Here is a 17,961-nt window from a genome sequence, read left to right on the forward strand (position 1 = left end):
TATCTCACCTCACACCGTTAAATCATTTTCTGTTTTAATATCGAGAGCATTCTTTAATATTTTTTGCAATACGGATGCAAATACAGCAATCACAAAGGATGCGAACATTGGAACAAAGCCAATAATGATAGCCCCTGGAGCATCATCTTTCTCTGCGAAAATATAGATAAATGGCATCATAATAATATAAATTCCCGTAATGATCAAGGCACATTGCTTTATCTTTTTTAATGTAAAAACGGCGGATTCTGAAAAGGCATCATTCTTGTCAATTAACTTTAATAGTTTTAAAGCCTGATAAAGTGCCATATAATAAGGAATCGTGGTTAACAGAAATCCGATGATTATTGGGTAGATTACCCATTTCACCATAGACGGTCCGTCCGAAATATTGATTATGATTTGCGGGATTAAGAAGATACTCAATGCAAATATAAGTAACCCCATTAAATAAACGACTGTTTTTAAAAATACTGTTGAGCTTTTTGGCATAACTGTCACCTCATTGATAAATTCAATATTTCATATTTCATTAACTTTTACTTTTGGCAATATCTTGATTATTTCTATCCAGTAATCCTTCAATTTTCCCTTGGGATTGTTTTAACATTGCCACAATTAAAAAACTGACAATGACTAATAACAGCCAGGAGCTTACTTTTCCCAGATGGACCATACTCCACATTTCCGCCTGGTTAGGATATTCCCAGGCCTGGAAGAAAGTTGCTATATTTTCAGCGATCCAAATAAAGAAACCAATCAAGAAAAAAGAAAGGATAATTGGCATACGATAACGTTTATTGCCAACTTTATAATCCACCCATGCTCTAAGGAAAACGATAACGACCAATGCAGATAGCCACCACCGGATATCCAGCCAATAATGATGGGTAAAGAAGTTCAGGTAAATCGCTGCTGCGAGCGGACCCGCTAAAAGAATAGATGGCCATTTTACCAGCCGTACATCTAGTCTTCTCCATGCCTGGCACAAGTAGCTGGCTACACTGGCATACATAAATCCACTGTATAACGGAACGCCAAAAATTTTCGTATACGCTTCTTCCGGGTACACCCAGGATCCCATATTCACCTTAAAGATTTCTAGGTTCAACCCGATGATATGAAATAATGTGATAACTACCAGCTCTTTTTTTGTTTCCAATCCGGATGCGATCATAAAAACCTGTGTCAATAGACAGATGACTAATAACCAATCATATCTTGATAAGAAAGGAAGTTCAATAAATTTTGTAATTGCTAAAGACGCAAAAATAATTACCGGAAAAATACAGGATAGCGCTTGTTGATAGCCAAATCGTATAAGTTGTTTGATTGCTCTCATTTTTTCAATCTCCATTTTTATTTTATGATACTAACATTGATTATAAATATATATTTATCGAAAATCAATAAATAGTTATTAAAAATAGATAAATTTTTTCGGAAATAAAAAAAGACTAAACCGTTTTGATTTAGCCTTCATCTTTCATCGTTTTATTTTTCTAATGAACCTATTTCTTACTCTCTAACGCTAATAATGCTTCCTTCATCGGAATGCCTCCACGAAATCCCGTCAGCTTACCATCCTTCGCAAGCACACGATGGCATGGAACAAGAATCATTACTGGATTAGCACCAATTGCAGCTCCTACCGCTCTTACAGCTTTTGGCTTCCCTATTTTCTCAGCTATGTCCATATAAGAGACCGTCTCTCCATAAGGTATATTTTGTAATTCTTTCCAAACAGATTCTTGAAATGCAGTTCCGTTTAAATCGATTGGTAAATCGAGTGCTGTTCTTTCGCTATCCAGATAGGAAATCAGCTGCTCTTTATAAAGACTGATTTTCTCTTCATCCTGAACCAGCATCGCATCTTTTCTTTTTTTAGATGTCCAATTTTCGATTTCATCGAATGCATTATTTTGAGAACCGACATAACACAATCCTTTATCTGTTGCCGCAAGATAGAACGACCAACCGTTATGTTCTAATTTTCCATAATAAATAGTCTCCGTCTGTTTATTCTTCATTGTAGACACCTTCTCTCCATAGTTCATTCTAAATTGACGGGGCGTTAGGTGGTTCTTCTCTTTAAATACGGTGGTAAAGCGGGCTGGATTCGAAATTCCCACAAGAGACGCTATCTCTTTTACTGATAAAGGCGTTTCTATTAAATAGTCTTTTGCTTTCTGCATACGAATTTGCTGTAAATAAGCCAAGGGGGTTATTCCTTTTAATCTTCTAAACACACGATGCAGGTGATACGGGCTGCCATGAACTGCTTCTGCAAGCTCACTTAATGTTAAAGATCTGGCATAATTTTCTTTCATATATGCTTCCGCCTGCAGAACCCATTCTTCATCTGGCAAATTAGCTCCTCCAGACTTACATCTTTTACAAGGTCTATATCCAGCTTGTAAAGCATCTTCCATCTTTCTAAAAATCGTAACATTATCAAAGTTAGGTACTCTTGATTTACAAGAAGGACGACAAAAGATTTTCGTTGTTTTCACTCCATAAAAGAATTGCCCGTCATATGCTTTATCATTTTCTATAATTGCCTTTCGCTGCTCTGCAGTTATTTTTGAAGGCATTGGCTACCACCTCTATTTTCATTGTACACCTGAACAATAAGAAATAAAGAGAGAATGAATTAAAAAGCAAGATATGAAAGTTTTTATTTTCTTCTTACAACTTGTTTTTGCCTGATTTTCTGTGGAAATAAAAAGGGAATAACTAAATATAAGGCATAAGCAAAAGACATCCAGGATGAAAAAGCAATGACTTGCGTCTCATCTAAATTGGGAAATATCATTTGATAATTTGAAAAAACAAAGCTGTCTAATACTAAACCAATCATGGTTCCTACAATTCCAAATCGTATCGCTGCATAATCCTTTTTATCAAATAATGTATAAAGATAGATAACCAGTGTTAATAAAATGGCTGTTCCAACTAGGAGCATTGCGATACTAAACATAAATGCTTCTGTACCAGGCGTGAAAAGAACTTCTTCTCCAAAAATTCGGAAAAATAATGTGGCAGCTGCCCAGACGAATACGCCCCATGCGGCTGTGAACAAATAGGTTTTCATTCCGTTACCTCCTTCAACCTAAATTTTAAGTGCTTCTAGAAGCTTTTTCGGCTCTTAAAATACATAAGCCATCTTTATTACTACTCTGTCAGCGATTGCGTTGCATATGATTCTTCACGTTTCCAAAGAGAAAAGATTAACAGAAGATGCCGGCTATATATTTTAAGTTCGTGATGAATAAACTACAAAGGGGATGATATAATGCCTTTATAAAGGCATTATATCATCCCCTCCCTGAATCAAGAAAACAAGTCCATATTATTTTTTTCCTGCACATCCATTTTCCAGGAAATTATCGCTTCATAACATTCTGAGGTTTTCCTTCTAAAAACGCTATCGTATTATCAAAAGCAATTTCAGCTCGTGATTCCATTGCTTCATCTGTTAAAAAGCCGACATGAGGAGTTAAAATGGCGTTTTTCGCATGCAGCAATTTATAATCTCCTGGAATTGGCGGTTCCATATCAAATACATCGATTCCTGCTCCAGCGATTGTTCCATTATTCAGTGCATCAGCCAATGCATCATTATCCACAATCGGTCCGCGTGCACAATTAATTAAAACAGCTGATTTTTTCATCAAGTCCAGTTTCTCTTTAGAGATCAGCCCTTTTGTGTTTGGCATCAGCGGCACATGTAATGATACAATATCCGATTGAACCAATACATCATCTAAATCCATATACTCTACACCGAGTTCTACTGCTTCCGGATTGATACTCGCCTGATTGGAGGCAACCAATTTGGCGCCAAATGCTTTGAATAAACGGGCAGTCTCAATACCAATTTTCCCTGTACCGATGATACCGACTGTTTTCCCCTTGATTTCCTTCCCTTGAAAAGCGCCAGGATAATCAGACGCCCGGATATCACTATTCCCCTGCGTGATACGGCGATACAAATCCATTACCAGGCCAATGGCTAGTTCGGCAACCGCCTGATTTGCATATCCGGCTGCATTACATACGATAATATCTTGATTTTTTGCATCCGCAATTCCTACATGATCGACACCTGTAAAAGCAACATTAATTAATTTTAAATGCTCACTTTGATCGATTACTTTGGTGGGATACGGATTATTTGCAATCATGACAACGTCTGCGTCTTTACTGCGTTTTGCCAGTTCATTGGTATCCGTTGTTTTTTCATTATAGTAAGTAAATTCATGCCCTTTCTGTTTAATCGGTTCTGCTAATTTCTCAATAAGTGAATCTGTAACATTTAATGGTTCCAATAATTTTACTAACATATCTTTCGTTTCCTCCTGTTAACTTCAACTTTTACTCATTCCATTTATTTGCTTGTGCTGCGAAGTTATTCAAAATACCTTTCTTATTCTATTCCCCATTATAATCGTTAATATTACTTTTTCTCAAGAAATGGCATCATCCGAACCAATTACAGATTCTCTTTATGAACCAGTTAAACAGTTTGATTTCAGTGAGAAATTTCTTCATATCCTTTTATTTTTTCAGCAAAAATTTTACAAATGCTCATGATATGGTAAATTAAATATGCGATTCTTTTTTAGAAAGAAGGAAATATATGTCAACCTACTTGATACCAATACAAACAGCTTTTTTTATTTTTATTGGATTATTATTTCTGCTTACCGTCCCATGGTTAATCTATGTTTACAGGAAATATGGTTATTTAAGCATTTGGGCTTCTATTGTAACCTTTTCTTTTATTTTTTATATGTTATCCGCACTATTTTTAGTGCTATTACCGTTGCCTGATACTCGTAATACTTGTGCTCTGCAGCCAGCTGACAGTGTATACTATTCCCTTACTCCATTTAGTTTTATATCAGATACACTGAGAGGCAGTAATATTGTCTGGACACAACCGTCTACTTATATACACATTTTTAATCAAAGTGCTTTCTGGCAAGCAGCTTTTAATGTACTCTTATTACTGCCGTTAGGCGTCTATCTAAGATACTTTTTTCAAAAGAAAAAGTATTGGATACGTGCATTCGTTTTAGGATTTGGTTTATCTCTTTTCTTTGAGATAACTCAATTAACAGGAATTTATGGGATTTATCATTGTCCATATCGTATATTTGATGTGGATGATCTCTTGTTGAATACCTCAGGTGCATTACTTGGATTCTTCATTGCTCCAATGATATTGGCTTTATTCCCATCTAAAAAAAGCCTTGAATTGAAGAAGAAGAGACTCAGGAAAAGCCAGATTGTTCGTCCATTAGCACAATTGTTAGCCGTTCTTATCGATTACATGATTATTCATATTAGCTGGAATCTGACAATTGGTCTTTTTACTGCAAATAATGGACTGACAGAATTTATTTATAAAACAATTGGATTTGCTATTCTTTATTTTGTTATACCTCTTTTATGGGAGGGAAAAACAATAGGAACAAACATATTGCGATTTAAACTTACGAATGAAAGTGGAAATATACCTAAATGGCAATCACTGATCCGACGATTGCTCGCACTCTATTTACCTTGGGTTGTATCTGCGTTCTTCAATATATTAACCAGTATGGAATTGGATATGGGTTCCACCTTCTACACGTATCATGCATTGATAACAACAGGCATACTTGGGTTTCTTTTCATTATGTGGATTGTGTTATTTATTCATGCTATATTCATTATCATTAAAAAAGGAAATCGAACCTTTTATTTCGATGAAGTAGCAAGTATCATCCCAAGAAAAGATGACTAAAAAACAAAGGCTCCTTCCTCCATTTGATGTGGAGGAAGGAGCCTTTGTTTTATATACATTTAAAACTTTTTGGTTTCATCATTTCACAATTTCTTTTTTACTTGTTAAAGAATCCTCCAGTCTGTTCACCGCTACCACTAAAGCATAAACCGATGCTGCAGTAATATCCTCATGAATTCCTGCTCCCCAGTAAATCTCTCCCTCATGGGAAATACCAATCTGTGCACAAGCTTCTGCAGAAGAATCCTTTCCTAAAGATTGCTGTTCATAGACCTCCAGCGCATAGTCCATATGAAAATGTACTTTTAATGCATTGCTGATGGCGTCTAAACTTCCGGCACCTTTTCCTTGTAATTCGATTCGTTCATTATCCTTTTGAATAGTTAACGTCACTTCTTGCCCGGTCCCTTTATTAAAATAGTAATCCACAAGTTCAAAATGAGGATGATACGCCACATAATTTTCTCTAAAGACGTGATAGATTTCTTCCGCAGAAAGCTCTCTGCTTGTTTGATCAGATACTTTTTTCGTTGCATATCCCATTGCTTCGTTCATTTTATATGGCAGCTTCACGCCAAAGTTCGTTTCAAGGATATAACCGATCCCGCCTTTTCCAGATTGGCTGTTGACTCGAATAACATCTGCTTGATAATTTCTGCCGATATCCACAGGATCTACGGGAATATATGGAACATCCCACTTCTCTGTATTCGTTTCTTGACGATATTTCATTCCTTTAGAGATCGCATCCTGATGGGAACCGGAAAAAGCTGTAAAAACAAGGTCCCCGGAATAAGGGTGTCTTTCATGTACTTCTGTTCTCGTCAGCTTCTCATATTTCTCACGGATCGCATTCATCTGACTGAAATCCAATTCAGGGTCAAAACCTTGAGAATACATATTCATTGCTAAAGTAATCAAATCAACATTTCCTGTACGCTCGCCAATACCAAATAAAGTGCCCTCCACCCGTTCTGCACCAGCTAAAACGCCAAATTCAGCATCACTCACGCCGCTTCCACGGTCATTATGCGGATGAATGGATAAAGTTACCCCATCCCGATAATACAAATTTTTGTGAATATACTCAATTTGACTGGCAAAAATATGCGGCATCGCAACTTCAACGGTTGCTGGAATATTAATAATCGCTTTATGATCAGGTGTTGGCTTCCAAATATCTAAAACACTATTACAAATATCTAAAGCATACTCTACCTCTGTTCCCGAAAAACTTTCCGGACTATATTGGTAGTAAATATCTCCTTCCGCTTCTTCCGCAAGCTCTTTCACTAAAACAGCCCCATTTAGAGCAATTTGTTTAATTTCTTCTTTGGATTTCTTAAATACTTGCCTGCGCTGAGCTTCTGAAGTTGAATTATATAAATGCACAATAGCTTTGGGAGCGCCTTGGATCGCTTCAAAGGTTCTGCGAATAATATGCTCTCTTGCCTGTGTAATCACCATAATCGTTACATCATCCGGAATCATATGATTATCAATCAATTTCCGTATCAGATTAAACTCTGTATCAGAGGCAGCTGGAAAACCAATCTCAATTTCTTTAAATCCGATATCGACTAATAGCTGAAACATTGCCAGCTTCTCTTCTAAATTCATTGGGATCGGCAGTGCCTGATTCCCATCCCGTAAATCAACACTACACCACGCCGGAGCTTTCTCTATCGTTTCTTTTTTCACCCAGTCATAAGACAGTGCAGGTGGCATAAAATATTGCTTGCCGTATTTTTGATGATTAAACATAACCTATTCCTCCTCAAATTAAATTGAAATAAAAAAAGCCTTTCCTCTCCAGCAATTTACTTTGCTTGGAGACGAAAGACTTATTCTTACGCGGTACCACCCCGATTTCATGATAAACCGATGTTATCATGCACTTATCCAGATACAGACAAATTTGTCTTATATCCTTCCCATGTAACGGTGGGGTTCCGTCCTTAATTACTTCTAAATTATTTTTGTTTCACTAAGGCTGCTCTAAGGTGAGTTCCCTGCTTTCCTGTTGTTGCTTTCCATCAACCAGCAACTTTCTGTAAACAAGTCAGACAAGTACTATTCCTTATCCTTGCATTCCAATTTTGATATTTTCACTATCTTATCAGATTTATCAGAGAATGGAAAGGGAAATTTTAAAATTATTTTATCATGGAGAAACGCCCGTAAAACTTCCGCCTCTAAATAAAGCGTAAAATTAATTTATTTAGGCGGGTTTTGATGGATTTTTGTATTGAAACCGATAAATCATTGTGGTTTAATTAGTTTAATTTAATTTCGGAAAGGATTGGTAGATATGGTTAAATTAGTGACACCTAGTGAAGAATATGCAGAGCAAATCGCAGCATATAAAGCTGCTTTCCTGGAAAAAGAAGAAGTTTTACACGGTACCAGTTTTCTATCAGAAGCTGATTCTATTAAACAATGGATAGTGGATGTGGATAAATATCGAAAAAAAGAAACTGTTCCAGCTGGATACGCTCCTGCAGGTACATGGCTCTTAATTAGAGAATCTGACAATCGTCTGCTGGGGATAACAAATTTAAGATTTGAATTAACGAATGAATTTCTAAAACAATATGGAGGGCATATTGGCTACTCTATTCACCCTGATGAAAGAGGAAAAGGATATGGGGCGAAAATACTCGAATTAACATTAAAAAAAGCAAAAGAAAATCATTTAGATCGTGTTCTTGTTAATTGCGATGATTCTAACCTTGCTTCTGCCAGTGTGATTGAAGCAAATAATGGAAAACTAGAAAATAAAATAATTGATAGCAATAATATACTTATCCGGAGATATTGGATTACCCTTTAATTTTTGTTAATTATAAAACTCAACTTTCGTACATTAAAAAGTAACTTCATTTCCATAGAAACAAGAGTTGATCGTTCTTTTGAAAACTCTCTTGACAAAGAAAGAAGAGAAGGTGTAGTGTAAAGCACCGCTGATATGCTACCGCTGCGGCGGACCGTTTTGCTTTCCTAGGGGCACGCTCTTCAGCTAACTTTTGCCAAGAAGAGCGCTTGGCAAAAGTGGATCTTCAGATGGTGCTGATCCCACAGGAGTCAAAACGGTCCGCCTCCGCTGGTTAGATCTTCTATACGTGAAATAGCTGAACAAAAAAAGGTAGTTCAGACAGAAGAGATTTTTGTGGAGCATGGAAAAAATGTTCAGCAATGATTTCTTTTTTTGTTTGAAAGCTATTCCTAATGTTAATTATCTATGCTGTCCTGATTCGAACTGCTAAATCAATCATTTGAAATACTGGAATGATTGTGTGTTATCAAACGAAAGAGCTACTATTTCATGCAATCCAACAGGATGTTATTTCTTTCATTCGCTGTAGATTCCTAACTCAGCGGAGGCCAACCACGCAGACTCCTATGGGAACAGGGCGAGCTGAAGATCCACTTGAAAAGCGGTCTTCTTTTCAAGTTAGCTGAAGCCGTCCCCATGGAAAGCGGAGTGGTTGGACGGAGCGGAAGCTATACACTAATCATTCGTTCAAAAAAAGCTGATTTAACTAAAAAGCAAGCACAATAATGAAGATCACGACAATCCTGAATTAGCAAGATTTATATGCTTATTCTTAGGTGCGTAAGTTGAGTTATAAAATAAAAAGGTTAGTTACTCTTTTTCAAAAAAGATATAACTAACCTTTTATATAACTAAACCAGTAACCAGTTATTTAACTTACTTTTTCCTATCTCGAATCTCTTTCTCCACTTTCCGCAGCGCTTTTTTAGATCCCCGCTCCAAATCATGCTGCATTTTCAGAGAATGATAGTCCTCGAATAAAGTGTCCAGATCATAACCTGCCGGATATAAATCCTTCCCTTTGATCTCTAAAGAAAGCCGCTTGACATTCACCGTAAGCAGTTCATTTTTATAAAAAACGGCTACATTATATTGTGAATCAACACTCTCATAGATAATCCCAAAATCATCATATTCCAACAGCTTTACCCGATCTCCTTTTTCATACCCGGTAAATACAGTTGATTCCTGTTTCACTGTCTTCGGCTTACGAATCTTATTTTTGTTGACAGGCTCGAAATGATATTCTTTATTATTCATATAATCCTTCGCTTTTTGAAGAACTTGTTCTTTCATCTTCATTTTTCTGGAGATCCACAGCGCATTGCTTTCCCCCGATCTTCCCATAATCAATTTATACAGCGGCTCCAGTGTTTCACTATTAAATTGCATCGCAGCATTCATGAAGTCCGGATGCATTTCTGAAAAACGCTTGATTTCACCGTAATGGGTGGTAGCTACCGTAATACAGCCCATCTGATAAAATTCTTCTAAAATAGATATAGCAAGAGCTGCTCCCTCATTAGGCTCTGTTCCACTGCCAATCTCATCAAAGAGTACGATAGAACGATGATTTGCCTGCTGCATAATCTCAGCTATATTTTGCATATGGGAGGAGAATGTACTTAGTGCATTTTCCATACTTTGATTATCGCCAATATCTACAAAAATGTTTTCAAATAAACTGATTTCCGTTTCCTTATTGGCCGTTATATGAAACCCTGACATCACAGATAATGTAAGTAGGCCAATCGTTTTTAACACAACGGTTTTCCCGCCGGCATTGGGACCGGTGATAATCAAACTCCTGAAGTCTTCACCTATCTCAAAATTCAATGGCACTGCTTCGCCTGTTAACAGCGGATGTTTACAATCAATCAGCTTCAAATACCCATGATCATTCAACTTCGGCTCCAGGCCATCCGTCTGCTTACTAAATTTTGCTTTAGCAAACACCATATCATATTGACCAATCAATTCCATATTTATTTTCAACTCGCTGATATTCTCTAAAATCATTCCTGATAAGGTTGCTAAAATTTGATATTCTTCCATCTGCTCCTCTGCTTTTAGTACAGCAAGTTCATTATTTAATTTACTGACTGCAGCAGGTTCAATAAAAACTGTAGAACCTTTGGAAGATGTATCTACAATTATGCCATCGACATGATGCTTATAAGCAGCTTTGATTGGAATCGTGTAACGCTCATCTTTTTTACTGATAAAAGCTTCCTGGATATATTTTTTATTCGCGCTGCTTTTCAAAAATCGGTTTAAACGTTCTTCCATCTTTGCTTCAACAGCTTGGATGTTGTTTCGAATTCGTTTTAATTCTTTACTGGCTGCAGAATCAATTCGATTCCCTTTGACCGAAAAGTCAAGCTCTTCTTCTATACTTTGAAATACAGCCATTGAATTTGCATAAGAAGCTAAAACAGGTGCAAAAAATGCTTTATCGAGCATATATTTTTTGATTTTCCGGCAGCCCCGGAGGAAATCAGATACATTTACTAAATCATCCGGCTGTAAGACGATTCCCTTCTCCAGATTTTGCATAATGTTTTCAATGTTGGAAACGCCCAGGAAAGGAACACGGCTGTTCGTATTCAATACAGCCACCGCTTCTGTCGTTTCATTCAATCGACTTTTTACAATATTGATATTGGAACTGGGTTTTAATGTATCCATTAATTGCTTTCCCAGCCCGCTGACACAATAGGATCTGATAATTTGTTTTAATTCGTTATATTGCAGTTTCTCAAAGGTTATCTCATTCATTTTTTGTTCTCCTTTACGTTATGCGTTGAAGTAATCAAATTCCTCTCCTGTTTAAAAGAGAGCATATGAATGAAGATACCTGCCCATTAGATTTCAATGTGTATCTTCTCATCCATTTTGAGAATGAATTTTATATCAATAAAAAAAGCCGCAGGGATACCGCAGCATTTTGACCATAATCATCCCCCTGTTATATTCATCTGTTTCAAAAAAGCAGGCAATACAACAGGACAAGACTATTATGATGAGGTGCTTATAAGTTCAGCAGGTATCTTCATAGGTTGAAATAAATACATTACAAATAAAGGGTCTATCCACCCTAATTATTTCCATATTTATTTCGTTTTAAATTATCCTATTTAGAACCTACTACAATACTCACACAGCACACTCCTTATTTATTTAAATAGCATTGAAATCTATCTTATGTACAGATAGTATACATAAGTTTGCCAGATCTGTAAATAGACTGACTAATCTCTAAATTAAACAATGCTTCGAAACTGATTATCATTATTAAAACCGTTGACACGCATAAAACTAGGATTTTTCAGAAGCTGAATATTCATAAAAAAAGTGAGCTTGTAGAATTCACTTTAAAAAATAATTTATTTGATCTTTCGTCTTAGCAAAAGAAGGTTATTATTATATATCGTTATATTGAATGATTTTTAATAGTGTCAGTTTGTTTGAATTTATAGGGGGTTATTTCCACCCCTGCCACCCTATCCACTATGTCTGAATAACGAAATAAATTTATTCCATTCACCTCATAATAATGGATAGGGAATCCAACTTTTACATGCAAAAAGCCAGGATCAAAAAATCACCTGACTTTGCAGTACCTATTTTCTTATATTTAAAAAATGCGTTGCTGAAGGTACAAATCGAAAATTGGTACTTTTTAATTCCATTTCAACATTATTGCTGCTTAATGTTTTTATTAATTCATCCAAATATGGATAGGGCTCATTTTTAAAACCTGTCAGCGGATAAATTCGAATAACTCCATCTTTTTTAGCAATTCGAATCAGTTCGTTAATTGCTTTTAAATGGAAGTCATAATCAAACTGTTCCAAATATAAAACGAAACTTCATTCAGTGGGAGTTTTTCGACGCACAGGATGTGCTAGTGCAGACGTTGCGACAGGACGTCGCGAACTTAGTCTGCTTCCTTAATTCTCCCACTGAATTAGCCTAAGTGATTCAGGGAGGTAGCGCCCGTTATCTCCCGCCTATATAAATTTATTTTCGCTCTTTATTTTGTGGCGGGAGTTTTATGGGCGGTTCTCCGTGATAAAAATAAAAAGTGGTTACATACAATTAAAGAAAATGTTTCATCTTCAAATGGCAGTGATGGCAATGCTGCTGAAAAATACTTCTCTTCTTCAGCATAGCTTTCTAAAAACTGTTCGAAAGAATTTATTCTAATCTGATTATGAGATTCAATGCTTTCATAGGAATCCCATACAAAGAAATCCTTGATTTTATCTATCTTTTCAGTTGCTATTTGGATTTCTCTACTACCAAAATCATTCATTCCCTCCAACGATAGGCTATAAAGCGGATCAACAGCTACTGCATCATAACCTCGTTTACTTAATTCAGCCACAAATGAAGAAGCACCTGAAGCAACATCAAGAATTTTCCCTTTGTTTAATAATAGGTCATCGAGCATAAACATTTCCTTATACTCATTGAATGAACGGCATGTCATTGCAACACCTGTTTGTTCATAATATTTCGTTTCACTCATCTCTCAGCTCTCCTTTTCTAAACTCTACTATCTCAACTCTGCTAAAATTTTGCAGGTTCATTATAATTTACATTAGGAATTTTTACAATTATTAATGAATTATTTACTAAAATAGGATAGCTATTTCCTTACGATAACTTTTCGCATACATATTTCATGAACTTATTTTTTCTCTTTCATTACTCTTTTCAATCATTTTCGTTTTCCCACTATATCACTTTTCTCACTTACTAGCATCCAATCAAATAGACAAAAATGGTACATTTCATGTTTCTTAAATACCTTGCAGGGGTATAATATTTGTAGAGAGAAGAAAGGAGTTGGTTAAAATGCATGAACAACATCATCACAACCATCATGATGAACACAGTTCACATTCTCATCAACATCACCATGAACATATGATTGCAGATTTTAAAAAGCGGTTCTACATTTCACTGGTACTAGCCCTGCCAATTATTCTGCTTTCAGATATGATCCAGTCTTTCTTTAATTATTCATTATCCTTTTCAGGGGACCATTGGATCGAACTGATTCTGGCGTCCATTATTTTCTTTTATGGCGGCTGGCCTTTCTTAACAGGCGCTATTGATGAATTAAAACAAAAGTCTCCTGGAATGATGACCTTAATCGGTTTTGCGATTACCGTAGCTTATGTTTATAGCGCCGCAACCGTACTCGGACTGGAAGGTCACGATTTATTCTGGGAATTAGCAACATTAATTGTCATTATGCTGCTGGGACATTGGGTGGAAATGAAATCGGTCAGCAAAGCCTCTGATTCTATGGAATCTTTAGTGGAGCTGATGCCACAAGAAGCAACAAAAATTGATAAAGAAGGAAATACCGAAACTGTCCAAGTTTCAGAGCTTCAAAAAGGCGACCATGTGCTTATTAAACCCGGTGAAAAGATACCGGTTGATGGTATTATCTTGGATGGAAAATCCTCTGTCGATGAATCCATGCTTACAGGTGAATCCGTCCCTGTAGAGAAGGAAATCAAAGATGAAGCCATTGGGGGTTCTATTAATACATCGGGATCATTTACAATTGAAGTATCGAAAACAAGTGAAGAGGGTTATCTTTCCCAAGTTATCCAGCTTGTCAAAGAAGCTCAGGAAAGTAAGTCAAAAACACAGCAACTATCCGATCGTGCAGCAAAACTATTGTTTTATGTTGCTGTAGCTGCAGGAATCATCACATTTATTGTTTGGCTTTCTCTTGGCTATGGTTTAGAGGAAGCAATGACACGAATGGTTACCGTCCTGGTTATTTCTTGTCCGCACGCACTGGGATTAGCTATTCCATTGGTAGTTGCCCGTTCTACTTATTTATCCGCACAAAACGGATTGTTTATCCGAAATCGTGCCAGCTTTGAAGATGCAAGAAAAATTGACACGGTTGTATTTGATAAAACGGGAACGTTAACCAAAGGGGAATTTGCTGTAACAGATATTATTCCAAATGAGGGGATAACAGAAAAAGAGCTCTTGCAAAAAGCAGCTTCTATTGAATCACAGTCTGAACATCCGATAGCCGCCGGAATTGTTGCTTCAGCTAAACAAGAGAATTTACGTTTAACGGCCCCTAAGACCTTTGATTCGATAACAGGCGCTGGCGTAAAAGCAAAATTAGAGGATAGCTGGCTTTTAGCAGTAAGTCCTGGATATATGAATAAAAACAATATTTCTTATGATACAGATACGTTTAAAAAGTTATCGGATGCCGGTAAAACTGTTATTTTCGTTTTAGAGGAAGAACAATTTATTGGTATGATTGCACTTGCCGACCAAATCAAAGATTCTTCTAAAGAAGCTGTCAGCCGTTTGCATGAGCTTGGTATTGAAGCACAAATGCTGACTGGGGATAACCAAACCGTGGCTGATGGGGTTGCTAAAGAAATCGGTATTGATCATGTGATTGCAGAGGTGCTCCCAGATCAAAAAGCAGATCAAATTAAACAACTGCGAACAAATAAGAAAAGAACAGCCATGACTGGGGATGGAATTAATGACTCTCCTGCTTTAGCTACTGCGGACTTAGGTGTGGCAGTTGGCGCCGGAACAGATGTAGCAATGGAAACAGCAGATATTGTATTAGTTAATAGTAACCCGGTAGATGTTGTTTCCATTATAGAGCTATCTCGCCTAACCTATCGGAAAATGATTCAAAATCTTTGGTGGGCAGCTGGCTACAATATTATTGCTATTCCATTAGCTGCAGGAATTTTAGCTCCTTGGGGTATTGTTTTAGACCCTGCTGTTGGTGCCATATTAATGTCACTCAGTACCATTATTGTAGCTTTCAATGCCAGATTATTGAAAACGAAAGATGCTTAAGCTTAAGAAAAATTTTGATAGAAAGCAGGAAACGCAAATCAAAAACAATATTTGATTTGCGTTTTCCTTTTACATCATGTGAAATTATATTTCTTCAGATTTTCCAATCTTTAAGCGGGCGGAATAAACTTTTAGATCCCTCATTCTATTAAAAATACGCTTCATGGAACGAGTCGTGCTTATATGTTCAGGTCAACTGCAAAAACAAATTTATCCCTTATCCGGATCAGCTTTATAACGAACTCCTTTTTGATACGTTGCTTCCTTAATCTCATCTGGAACCATGCTTCCACCAGTAGCCCAAATTAAATGTGTATCTTCTTCCGTTATTTTCGGATCATTTTGGACCACATAGGAAGGCCCCATTAACCCTGTTACGGCAGAAGGTTCAAGGTGAATACCCTCTGCGTCAACCATCTCTGCAACGAAGCGAAACATTTGCTCATCACTTACTGTATAGATTCCTTCCAGCAGCGGTTCCATCACTTTTCCAACAAAACCAGAGGCTCTACCTACAGCTAAGCCGTCTGCTGCTGTTTGATTATCTAATCCAAAATCATGGACCGAAACTTCATTATGCAGCCTTGTCATCATCCCTATTAGCATACATGGAGAATGGGTTGGTTCAGCAAAGTAACATTTTACTGCATCGCCAAAGATTACTTTTAAGCCAAAGGCAACACCGCCTGGTCCTCCACCAACACCACATGGTAAATAAACATGGAGCGGCTTTTCCGGGCTTACTTGAATTGCCTGTTCTTCTAATTGTTTTTTCAAACGAATCGCTGCCACCGTATATCCCAAAAATAGATCTGTGGAATTTTCATCATCTACAAAATAGCTCTTCGGATCATTTTCCGCTTCTTTTCTCCCCTGTTCCACAGCCTTACTATAGTCGGATGGATGCTCCACCACCTGCACGCCGCGCTCTCTTAGTAAATCCTTTTTCCACTGTTTTGCATCTGCAGACATATGGACAATCACATGAAAACCGAGCTTAGCGCTGATGACACCGATACTTAATCCTAAATTACCTGTAGAACCTACCAGAATGGTATATTGCGAAAAAAACTTCCGATACGTTTCTTCTGTAAGTTTGCTGTAGTCATCTTTTTCTGACAACAGATGATGCTCCTGCAATAACGTTTCTGCATGTTTAAGTACTTCATATATACCGCCTCTTGCTTTAATGGACCCGGAAATAGGTAAATGACTGTCCAGCTTTATATAAAACGCACCTGGGATCTTTTGACCTGTAATGGTTTCTAATCGGGCTTTGATGTGATCCCCTTTTTTTAATGGTGATTCAATAATTCCTCCTGCATTCGCTGTTTCAGGATAGGCTTTTGATATAAAAGGCGCAAATCGCTTTAAGCGTGCTTCTGCATCTTGTATATCCTCCAGCTGAAGCGGCTGTCCTTGTAATGCTTTTTTGCTTTCCACTGCATAAGGATTGCTCCAATAAAATGGTGCGCAATGGATGATAGGGCCGAGGTCTGGAAATTCGCTAATCCATTCCTCAATCGGTCTCCCTTTTACCGTTGTCATTAGCTTGTCACCTCTTCTTTGAAATGGTTATATTACGTATGATTATAACATGATTTAATGAAAACAAATAACTTCATGACAGGTATCCAATCACGTGTTGTCTCTATTCAGCCAATTTTCTCGTGTTAATTTCATATTAATAGAATCAATCCATTCCCCTTCAAACTCTAATTCATTTTTATCGACACTTTCTTCCATAAAGCCCACTTTTTCATAAACATGCCTTGCTCTTGGATTAAATTCCAGAACACTTAAAGTCAACTGGTTAAGTGTCGTGTTTTTAAATATATAATCAATTATAAGCTGTGTTGCTTCTGTTCCCAAACCACGATCCCTTCCCTTTGGACCAATAAGTACTCTAAAATTCATACTATGCTTGGCTTCATCATATAAATTAATGACTACTTCACCTACTAATATGCCTTGAGAAAGATCGACGATGGCGAGATCCAAACGATCGGTCTGTAACTCTCTTGTACGATACCAATCAACAATGGTTTCCTCTTCCTCAGCAAAATCAAAATCCATATCGCTGCCGGTTAATTTTAAAACTTCATAATCTGTTAAACATTCTTTGATAAAAGGAAAATCTTCTTCTTTAAAAGACCTGAGCATTACCTTTTCACCTTTCAATAGAGGTTTATCACCTAAATCTATCATTTTATCCCTCCCCCCTTTTTTATTAACATACACGCCAATGATCGCAATGCCACAATAAAGTCATTTCTTTTCATTCTACCATTTATATTTTACAAAATTTCGATATTTATTAAATTATAATATATACACAAATATTGTACGTTATAATAAAGATGATAAATCTATTATTAGAGGATGTTCAAAAAGTCCAATAAAAATGACACGGCGAATTTCTGCGTTGACGTGTTATTTCCGATACTCACGTATTATA

The 17,961-nt window shown here is 36.8% G+C and carries 15 protein-coding genes and 1 other annotated feature; of the genes, 4 read left to right on the forward strand and 11 right to left on the reverse strand.

From position 1 onward, the window contains the following. Window positions 1-9: 9 nt before the first annotated feature. From BN986_RS23205 to BN986_RS23225, 5 genes are all read right to left on the reverse strand, one after another. Entirely contained in the window at window positions 10-492 is a 483-nt protein-coding gene (locus tag BN986_RS23205) for a DUF2975 domain-containing protein (RefSeq protein WP_040984719.1), read from the reverse strand. A gap of 40 nt (window positions 493-532) precedes the next feature. Then, window positions 533-1,342: a DUF817 domain-containing protein gene (locus BN986_RS23210; RefSeq protein ID WP_052401116.1), complete on the reverse strand. Its 810-nt coding sequence runs from the start codon at window positions 1,340-1,342 to the stop codon at window positions 533-535. A 169-nt stretch (window positions 1,343-1,511) separates the two neighbouring features. Beyond that, a complete protein-coding gene (locus tag BN986_RS28035) occupies window positions 1,512-2,594 on the reverse strand; it encodes a bifunctional transcriptional activator/DNA repair enzyme AdaA (RefSeq protein WP_052401118.1) in 1,083 nt (360 codons plus the stop codon). A gap of 83 nt (window positions 2,595-2,677) precedes the next feature. Continuing rightward, window positions 2,678-3,094, reverse strand: coding sequence for a DUF5367 family protein (locus tag BN986_RS23220; protein ID WP_040984723.1), 417 nt, complete (start codon window positions 3,092-3,094; stop codon window positions 2,678-2,680). Between the two features lie 292 nt (window positions 3,095-3,386). Continuing rightward, window positions 3,387-4,346, reverse strand: a complete 960-nt coding sequence (locus BN986_RS23225) for a 2-hydroxyacid dehydrogenase (RefSeq protein WP_040984725.1) — start codon at window positions 4,344-4,346, stop codon at window positions 3,387-3,389. A gap of 296 nt (window positions 4,347-4,642) precedes the next feature. On the opposite strand from BN986_RS23225, the gene BN986_RS23230 reads away from it, so the two are divergent. Continuing rightward, on the forward strand, window positions 4,643-5,794 hold the full coding sequence (locus tag BN986_RS23230; RefSeq protein ID WP_040984727.1) for a VanZ family protein: 1,152 nt from the start codon (window positions 4,643-4,645) through the stop codon (window positions 5,792-5,794). 78 nt (window positions 5,795-5,872) lie between these two features. On the opposite strand, the gene BN986_RS23235 is transcribed toward BN986_RS23230, so the two are convergent. Beyond that, on the reverse strand, window positions 5,873-7,558 hold the full coding sequence (locus BN986_RS23235) for a 2-isopropylmalate synthase (protein ID WP_052401120.1): 1,686 nt from the start codon (window positions 7,556-7,558) through the stop codon (window positions 5,873-5,875). 64 nt (window positions 7,559-7,622) lie between these two features. Next, window positions 7,623-7,890 (reverse strand) — a binding site (T-box leader). A gap of 215 nt (window positions 7,891-8,105) precedes the next feature. Here BN986_RS23235 and BN986_RS23240 point away from each other — a divergent pair. Continuing rightward, window positions 8,106-8,627: a GNAT family N-acetyltransferase gene (locus BN986_RS23240; protein WP_040984729.1), complete on the forward strand. Its 522-nt coding sequence runs from the start codon at window positions 8,106-8,108 to the stop codon at window positions 8,625-8,627. Between the two features lie 879 nt (window positions 8,628-9,506). On the opposite strand, the gene BN986_RS23245 is transcribed toward BN986_RS23240, so the two are convergent. Continuing rightward, window positions 9,507-11,408: an endonuclease MutS2 gene (locus BN986_RS23245; protein ID WP_040984731.1), complete on the reverse strand. Its 1,902-nt coding sequence runs from the start codon at window positions 11,406-11,408 to the stop codon at window positions 9,507-9,509. Window positions 11,409-11,914: 506 nt separating this feature from the next. On the opposite strand from BN986_RS23245, the gene BN986_RS26820 reads away from it, so the two are divergent. Next, a complete protein-coding gene (locus tag BN986_RS26820; RefSeq protein WP_262362494.1) occupies window positions 11,915-12,037 on the forward strand; it encodes a helix-turn-helix transcriptional regulator in 123 nt (40 codons plus the stop codon). 216 nt (window positions 12,038-12,253) lie between these two features. Here BN986_RS26820 and BN986_RS23250 read toward each other — a convergent pair whose 3' ends face one another. Continuing rightward, on the reverse strand, window positions 12,254-12,487 hold the full coding sequence (locus BN986_RS23250) for a hypothetical protein (RefSeq protein WP_040984733.1): 234 nt from the start codon (window positions 12,485-12,487) through the stop codon (window positions 12,254-12,256). A 179-nt stretch (window positions 12,488-12,666) separates the two neighbouring features. Then, the gene (locus BN986_RS23255; protein WP_052401121.1) at window positions 12,667-13,164 is read right to left on the reverse strand and encodes a class I SAM-dependent methyltransferase; all 498 of its coding nucleotides are present in this window, start codon (window positions 13,162-13,164) and stop codon (window positions 12,667-12,669) included. Window positions 13,165-13,493: 329 nt separating this feature from the next. On the opposite strand from BN986_RS23255, the gene BN986_RS23260 reads away from it, so the two are divergent. Beyond that, on the forward strand, window positions 13,494-15,503 hold the full coding sequence (locus BN986_RS23260) for a copper-translocating P-type ATPase (protein WP_040984735.1): 2,010 nt from the start codon (window positions 13,494-13,496) through the stop codon (window positions 15,501-15,503). Between the two features lie 210 nt (window positions 15,504-15,713). Here the strand turns inward: BN986_RS23260 and BN986_RS23265 are convergent, their stop codons facing one another. Beyond that, the gene (locus tag BN986_RS23265) at window positions 15,714-17,051 is read right to left on the reverse strand and encodes a D-serine ammonia-lyase (RefSeq protein ID WP_040984738.1); all 1,338 of its coding nucleotides are present in this window, start codon (window positions 17,049-17,051) and stop codon (window positions 15,714-15,716) included. A gap of 90 nt (window positions 17,052-17,141) precedes the next feature. Then, complete coding sequence (locus BN986_RS23270; RefSeq protein ID WP_040984739.1) at window positions 17,142-17,711, reverse strand: GNAT family N-acetyltransferase; 570 nt, start codon at window positions 17,709-17,711, stop codon at window positions 17,142-17,144. Between the last annotated feature and the right edge of the window lie 250 nt (window positions 17,712-17,961).

The organism is Oceanobacillus jeddahensis (assembly GCF_000750635.1).
In the GTDB taxonomy this organism is placed as follows: domain Bacteria; phylum Bacillota; class Bacilli; order Bacillales; family Amphibacillaceae; genus Oceanobacillus; species Oceanobacillus jeddahense.

Coding starts and splice junctions, on each gene's coding strand:
- BN986_RS23265 (WP_040984738.1), bottom strand. CDS start 17,051: ATGACAACGGTAAAAGGGAGACCGATTGAGGAATGGATTAGCGAATTT.
- BN986_RS23225 (WP_040984725.1), bottom strand. CDS start 4,346: ATGTTAGTAAAATTATTGGAACCATTAAATGTTACAGATTCACTTATT.
- BN986_RS23260 (WP_040984735.1), top strand. CDS start 13,494: ATGCATGAACAACATCATCACAACCATCATGATGAACACAGTTCACAT.
- BN986_RS23270 (WP_040984739.1), bottom strand. CDS start 17,711: ATGATAGATTTAGGTGATAAACCTCTATTGAAAGGTGAAAAGGTAATG.
- BN986_RS28035 (WP_052401118.1), bottom strand. CDS start 2,594: ATGCCTTCAAAAATAACTGCAGAGCAGCGAAAGGCAATTATAGAAAAT.
- BN986_RS23210 (WP_052401116.1), bottom strand. CDS start 1,342: ATGAGAGCAATCAAACAACTTATACGATTTGGCTATCAACAAGCGCTA.
- BN986_RS23235 (WP_052401120.1), bottom strand. CDS start 7,558: ATGTTTAATCATCAAAAATACGGCAAGCAATATTTTATGCCACCTGCA.
- BN986_RS23240 (WP_040984729.1), top strand. CDS start 8,106: ATGGTTAAATTAGTGACACCTAGTGAAGAATATGCAGAGCAAATCGCA.
- BN986_RS23245 (WP_040984731.1), bottom strand. CDS start 11,408: ATGAATGAGATAACCTTTGAGAAACTGCAATATAACGAATTAAAACAA.
- BN986_RS23220 (WP_040984723.1), bottom strand. CDS start 3,094: ATGAAAACCTATTTGTTCACAGCCGCATGGGGCGTATTCGTCTGGGCA.
- BN986_RS23255 (WP_052401121.1), bottom strand. CDS start 13,164: ATGAGTGAAACGAAATATTATGAACAAACAGGTGTTGCAATGACATGC.
- BN986_RS23205 (WP_040984719.1), bottom strand. CDS start 492: ATGCCAAAAAGCTCAACAGTATTTTTAAAAACAGTCGTTTATTTAATG.
- BN986_RS23230 (WP_040984727.1), top strand. CDS start 4,643: ATGTCAACCTACTTGATACCAATACAAACAGCTTTTTTTATTTTTATT.